This is a genomic window from Salimicrobium humidisoli (assembly GCF_002295105.1).
Classification (GTDB): Bacteria; Bacillota; Bacilli; order Bacillales; family Halobacillaceae; genus Salimicrobium; species Salimicrobium humidisoli.
The window spans coordinates 23,492-29,491 of the sequence record NZ_NSGH01000025.1 but is presented as its reverse complement, the minus strand read 5'-3'; the positions used below and the strand labels follow the sequence as shown (position 1 = coordinate 29,491).

Genomic DNA, 6,000 nt, shown 5'->3' with positions numbered 1-6,000 from the left:
TGAAGTGTACCCCAGAGAGCCCTCAAGATATTCCCTTACCACCTTTACCTTAAATTCTTCACTATACTTGGACATAAAAACACCCCGGAAGTTAGATTTTTTACTCTAACTTCCGGGGTTCACTACCAAATCCGGGGGTTTTTTTAGATGGAAGATGTCAGCTTTTCTTTAAGTTCGTGCAGCTCTTCCGTGCTTACGGCATCTTCTCCGTTATTACGGAGTTTCCTGTAGTACTCTTTCACTTTCTCTTCATACCTGTCCATCAGATCGTTGACGGCATCAAGATAGGCTTCCTTGTAATACTCCGCGAAACTCTCTTCGACCGGAGTAAGCACTTTCCCGAAAATTCCGGGTAGCTGTTCTTTCACTTCCTCACGCAACTCTTCTTTTCTATTCCCTTCAAAGAGCTGTTTGGCACTCGAGTACCGTTGCAGCGCGATATCCAGATCTTCGGCCGTTTCGTTTATCTCGACGGTGAACGATGGCGTTTCCACCGCTACTTCCTCCTTTTCTTCCTTAAAAGGTCTGGAGTCCGTCACGGCTTTTACCTGTTCCACCGTTTTCCGGCTTCTTTCCCGGAGAAGATCGCCCACGAAACTTTCCATACGAAGACTGATGGCTCTGACTTCGTCGAGAAGCTCCTTCTCATATTTGTTCAAAAGACGATCCAGCGCTCTCACCAGCTGCGGTTTTACCTCCGATTTCTCCCCCTGTATATAGCCGGGGTTGACCTCTTCTTTAAAGAAATCGGATAATTGCAGAATCTGGCGCTCCTCCAGGTAGTGAAACTGCTTATCCACCTTCTGTCTGACGGCAGGGGCTTCTTTCTTCCCTTTTTCTTCGAGAAGAATTTCAGATATCCGCCTCTCTTCCTCTGCCCATTTTTCCAACTGTCTTTTCTGCTCTTCTTCATTTCCGGCAGCAAAATCAAGCAGCTGGGAAGTCACTTCCACGCTTTCTTCGAGATCGGAATGGATCGACTGAAAGACCATGGCCTGCAGATCTTCATGAATGAACGTACGGAAATCGCGTTCGAATGCGGGGAGGTTACTCTCCTCTTTCTCTCCCTGCCTTGCTTTAAGGCTGGAAACGGCGTGCATCCTCGGGTTTCTTATTCCGTAGAAGGTGAGCTGGGATTCAATATAAGAGCGTACGGACTGAAGATCCTCTTCACTCTGGGCGAGATCACTGGCGTTGATGATGAAGAACATCTTATCTACGGCGAATGAATCTTTCACCCGGCCAAGCTGACGCAAGAAACCGGCGTCCGCTTTCGTGAAGGCGTGGTTATAATAAGTCAGAAACAGAATAGCGTCCGCTTCTTTTATATATCCGAACGATACGTCCGTATGACGGTCGTTAACGGAGTCGGCCCCGGGAGTGTCCACAAATGTTATCCCTTCTTTTGCATAAACGGAATCGACGTAAAAGTCTATCGCTTTTACGAACACAGAGTGCGATTCATCCCTGACATATGTTGCGAATTCTTCCCGCGAGACTTCCAGGCGGCTTCCAATGTGTCCCTTAAGCTTGTTATAACCGTTCTGAAAAGCCTGCACCATCGTTCGTTTTCTCGTTTCCAATTCGCCGGTGTCCGTTCGTAAAATCTGTTCCGGTTTGGAAACGTCAAGAAAATCGAACGATTCGATGAGTTCCTCTTCAGTAAGAAAGTGAACAGTCGCTGTTTCACCAGGGTGTTTATCCTCCGGAGGCATTACCCGGTTGATGGAAGCTGTCGTCGGGTTCGGGGACGTCGGTAAGTAATCCCCGCCAAGTAAGGCGTTAATGAACGAAGATTTCCCGGCACTGAATGCCCCGAATAAAGCTACCGTGAACTGCTGATGATCCACGCGGCTCAATTTATCTTTAATTGAGCGGGCGTAGGAATCCAGGAATTCGTAATCATGGAGCACCGGCAGAACCTCTTCTGCTTTTCTTCTGATTTCGACTTTCGAACCGGAAGATCCGCTGTCCACCTCTTCCGGTTCCTCCTCCTGCTGCAGCCGCTGGTTGTATTCAAGTTCCAGGCTGTTTTCGAAATCGGTCTCCTTCCTGGCAGCAAGCGCAGTCTCCGCCTGCTTTTCGTCCCGCTCAACCTCTCCGTCATGCACCTGATAAAGAAGCTTGCGTTTCTCCTCCCATTTTTCTTTCTGACCATTCAGCTGTTCCTCGACCCTTTGTTTCTCTTTGAGCTCTTCTTCCTCGTCTCCCGAAAGAGCGAGCTCATTTTCCTGCTGGGCGTCCAGCTGTTCTTTCATCTGTTTGTAGATATCTTCCGTCTCCTGCTGGTACAGTTTCAATATGTCTTTACTGAGGTCCTCCATATACCTCAGTACATATTCGCCGGTAACGTTGGCCCCGCTCGCAATCACGTCTTCGAGCAGTTGCTCAGGTACCTGTACGTGAAACTGTTGCATCCGTTTCTCAAGATGTTCGTCGGTTAACGAATGGGTATCGGCAAGCTCCCGCAGGCGATCACGCAGAGGCCACTCTAGATTTTTTTCAAGAGTCGCGGACAGATTTTCATAAAATACATCCCGGCGCCTCTTCCGTTCTTCCTCGGTTTTATCTTTCGTGAATATGAGCCCCTTCTTGAAGTTCGGCTGCATCGATTCCAGATACTGCTGTGCATCGTCTCTCAGGACAGCTGGGGTAATATAGGCATTCTTCAGAAAACCGCGTACTCTTTTCTTATACTGCTCTTCGAGTGAATTCTTCTTTTCCATGAAATTATGTTTAATCGCTTCTATCCGTTCCCCGGCTTCTTCAAGGGAGGACGTACTGTATGCTTCCAGTTCGGCTTCGTAAGCATCTATATCATATTTATGACGAAGAGCCTGATCACATTCCTTAAGTACTGACTGAATGTGATTCTTCCCGTTCCTTTCACTGATCCTTTCCTGAACGTCTTCATTCAGCAAGGTGTTTCCTTCAAGACGGTTCAGGTGCTCCTGGTGCATCGACGTATAGAAGATGTGCTGCGGGTGAAGTTCGTATCCAGTCAGCCACTCCCGGACAGACGAGCTGAAATCGTCGAAAGTCACTTCCTCTTCCTGATGTTTATCCATCTGGTTAATGACGAGCGTATAAGAAATCCCCTGATTCTCAAGTTCCGTCAAAAAACTGCTGTTCACTTCCGACTGGACGTGGTTATAATCGACGACATAATACAGATGGTCGACGATGTGAAGAGATCCTTCCGTAATTGTACGATCCATATCGTCCGTGGAATCGACGCCCGGAGTATCTATGAACATGATGTTTTCAGGAAAATGGACATCGGACTTATAAATGGAAAGAGATGCGATCTGTCTGTTGTCTTTACAAAGGGCCTGCAGACGGTCCAGGTCACGCGAGGCCTCTTTGGCAATCGGTCGTTTCTCCTGATTATAAGCAACCGCCATCTCTTCCCCTTTCTGGAGACGGACGATATTGGCGCTGGTCGGAATCGGGCTGGAAGGAAGTACATCCGTCCCGGCCAGGTAATTGATCAGAGACGATTTTCCGGCGGAAAAATGACCGGCGAATCCGATAATGAACGTCTGTTCGATATCCTTTTCGTATATATCCAGGACTTTTTCAGCCTGTTCTGTAAGCCCTTCTTCCACGAGGAACGTATACAGTTGTTTGATCGTATGTGCAGATGTTTGAACGGTAATCATAGTCGATCTCCTTTATTCTTGTTTAAATAATTCCTGAAGGGCCGGTAGCTGATACGCCCCTCTCGCCTCACGAACGGCAGTAAGTACTGCCTGCTCCACAACGTGCACGGCCAGAGCTGACAGCTGCAAGAGTGAAACATCTACTTCGCCGCCGGCCATGACGAACAGAGCATCGCCGTCCATCACCGTATGTACCGGACGTATGCACCTTGCGAGGCCGTCATGAGCGGCGGAGGCGATGTGGTTGGCTTCAGACTTCGTGATATTCGCGTTGGTAGTAATACAGCCGATTGTCGTATTCATCCCTCCCGCTCCGTCCGGAGGATCCATTTCCCGGATAGATTTTGCAGTATCTAAGAAGGAACCGTTTTCCCGGGCTCCGGCAATGATTCGTCCGGTTTCAGGGTCTATTATATCACCGAACGCGTTCACTGCAATACAGGCGCCTACCTTCAAACCATTGACCTCTACGGCGCAGGACCCGAATCCGCCTTTCATAGCGGAATCGTAGCCTTTCATTTTCCCGACAGCCGCTCCGGTCCCTGCCCCTGCATTGCCTGAAGCGAAGTTTCCCCGATGAAATGCCTGATGTGCTGCCTCATAACCGTAGGAAGAATCAGGCCAGGCATCCCCCGAAAAAGGAAGAAAGTCGAATAAAATAGCCCCCGGCACGATAGGGATTGTATTGCCCAGCAGTTCGAAACCTATTTTTCTTTCCGACAAGTAGTTCATCACTCCCCCTGCAGCTTCAAGACCGAAAGCACTGCCACCACTGAGCGTGACGGCGTGGATATTCTGTACGGTATTCTCCGATTTCAGAAGATCGGTTTCTCTCGTCCCGGGAGCCCTGCCCTGGACGGACACACCGCCCACAGCGCCTGTTTCATGGATAATGACGGTAGTTCCTGTGCCGTTCTCTTCGTCTGTGCAGTGACCGTAAAGGAAAGGAGTGACTTCGCGTATATCTATACTTTTCATAGTGATTCCTCCCACGTTTAAATTTGATAGGAAAAAGGTACATAATGATGATGAAGGAAAGGAGTGAGCGTATGCTTAAACAGATTACAGTACATGGCAGAGTCCAGGGAGTAGGTTTCCGTATGTCTGCCAAACAGGTGGCAGACCGATATGGCATCACAGGGCAGGTACAGAATAAAGCGGACGGAACGGTGGAAATAATCGCCCAGGGGAGTGAGGAAGACATGCAGAAATTCATAGAAGAGATCGAGAATGGCCCTGCCCCTGCTGCGGATGTTACAAAAACGGACGTTACCGACCTGGATGGTCCCGGCAATTTTCAGGATTTTGAAGTTGTAGGATGATACAACTTCTCCAGTAAAAAAAGCTGCCTCTGAACAGGCAGCTTTTCCTATGTGTTCCTCTATTCCTGGAAGAACTTACGGTTCATTTCAATGTACGGCGTCTCTTCTTCCGGTACTTCGTCTTCGATATATATCGCTTCTACCGGGCAGACCGCTTCACAGGCCCCGCAGTCGATGCAGATAGCCGGATCGATATAAAACATGTCTTTTCCTTCTTCTATGCAATCAACAGGGCATACTTCTACGCATTCACCTGATTTTTCGTCTTTACACGGAGACGTTATAACAAATGCCATTTCTATTCCTCCTTTATATAAGATAAACTCTTCCCTCTATCTTAATTAGAAAGAAGCACTACTTTCCATCATACCTACTATAATGAAACCTGGCAATTACTTATGCCAAATTCTCCTGAATTTCCATTTATCGCCGTCCTTCTCAAGAAGAATGGCATCCGGATATGAGAAACTGAGCCAGTCTTCAAATGATACTTCCATCCCGAAATGTTCAAGAATATATACTAATATCTCCCCGTGGGTGACGAGCAGTGGATACGTAAAGGAGTCGATGTCCTCGAGAAATTCCCGGACGCGCTCTTTAGCATCACGGGCAGACTCCCCGCCGGAGACTTTCATTTCCCTGTCGTGGAAACTGTCTTCGATATACTCTTCCCAGTCTTCAAGGGGAACGTCACTCAACACTCTTTCCTCCAGCCGCTCATCGGTCCGGATGGAAAGTCCGTGTCCTTCAGCAAAAGGTTTGATGGTCTCAATCGCACGTAAAAAAGGACTGGAAAAAACAGCTTCACAGCAGCTCCAGTTATTAAGCTCCTCAGCAAGAGCAGCAGTCTCCTTCAATCCGCGGCGACTTAACGGGGAATCACGGTGCTGCCCTTCAGCTTCCGCATGTCGTACGAGCATTACACGATCCATCTGCAAAACCTCACTTTGCTCGGGATACTTCGGTTATTCCCTGTATCCTTCATCTTTACACGTGAATTCGCTTATTTTTCAAAA

Annotated in this window: 5 protein-coding genes; 1 reads left to right on the top strand and 4 read right to left on the bottom strand. The window is 48.2% G+C overall.

Going from position 1 to position 6,000, the window contains the following annotated elements; genetic code table 11:
- Positions 1-143: 143 nt before the first annotated feature.
- Both CKW00_RS12150 and CKW00_RS12145 read right to left on the bottom strand, forming a co-directional pair.
- Positions 144-3,662 (bottom strand): dynamin family protein, encoded by a 3,519-nt coding sequence (locus CKW00_RS12150; protein ID WP_095822784.1) that lies wholly within the window; start codon positions 3,660-3,662, stop codon positions 144-146.
- Between the two features lie 12 nt (positions 3,663-3,674).
- Entirely contained in the window at positions 3,675-4,640 is a 966-nt protein-coding gene (locus CKW00_RS12145; protein ID WP_095822783.1) for a P1 family peptidase, read from the bottom strand.
- Between the two features lie 71 nt (positions 4,641-4,711).
- Here CKW00_RS12145 and CKW00_RS12140 point away from each other — a divergent pair, with 71 nt between their 5' ends.
- Complete coding sequence (locus tag CKW00_RS12140; RefSeq protein ID WP_233129782.1) at positions 4,712-4,984, top strand: acylphosphatase; 273 nt, start codon at positions 4,712-4,714, stop codon at positions 4,982-4,984.
- Positions 4,985-5,043: 59 nt separating this feature from the next.
- Here CKW00_RS12140 and CKW00_RS12135 read toward each other — a convergent pair whose 3' ends face one another.
- Positions 5,044-5,280 carry an indolepyruvate ferredoxin oxidoreductase subunit alpha gene (locus CKW00_RS12135; protein WP_008587621.1) on the bottom strand — a complete coding sequence of 79 codons (237 nt, stop codon included), beginning with the start codon at positions 5,278-5,280 and terminating at the stop codon, positions 5,044-5,046.
- A gap of 96 nt (positions 5,281-5,376) precedes the next feature.
- Positions 5,377-5,916 carry a histidine phosphatase family protein gene (locus CKW00_RS12130; RefSeq protein ID WP_095822782.1) on the bottom strand — a complete coding sequence of 180 codons (540 nt, stop codon included), beginning with the start codon at positions 5,914-5,916 and terminating at the stop codon, positions 5,377-5,379.
- Positions 5,917-6,000 lie beyond the last annotated feature (84 nt).

Coding starts and splice junctions, on each gene's coding strand:
- CKW00_RS12150 (WP_095822784.1), bottom strand. CDS start 3,662: ATGATTACCGTTCAAACATCTGCACATACGATCAAACAACTGTATACG.
- CKW00_RS12145 (WP_095822783.1), bottom strand. CDS start 4,640: ATGAAAAGTATAGATATACGCGAAGTCACTCCTTTCCTTTACGGTCAC.
- CKW00_RS12140 (WP_233129782.1), top strand. CDS start 4,712: ATGCTTAAACAGATTACAGTACATGGCAGAGTCCAGGGAGTAGGTTTC.
- CKW00_RS12135 (WP_008587621.1), bottom strand. CDS start 5,280: ATGGCATTTGTTATAACGTCTCCGTGTAAAGACGAAAAATCAGGTGAA.
- CKW00_RS12130 (WP_095822782.1), bottom strand. CDS start 5,916: ATGGATCGTGTAATGCTCGTACGACATGCGGAAGCTGAAGGGCAGCAC.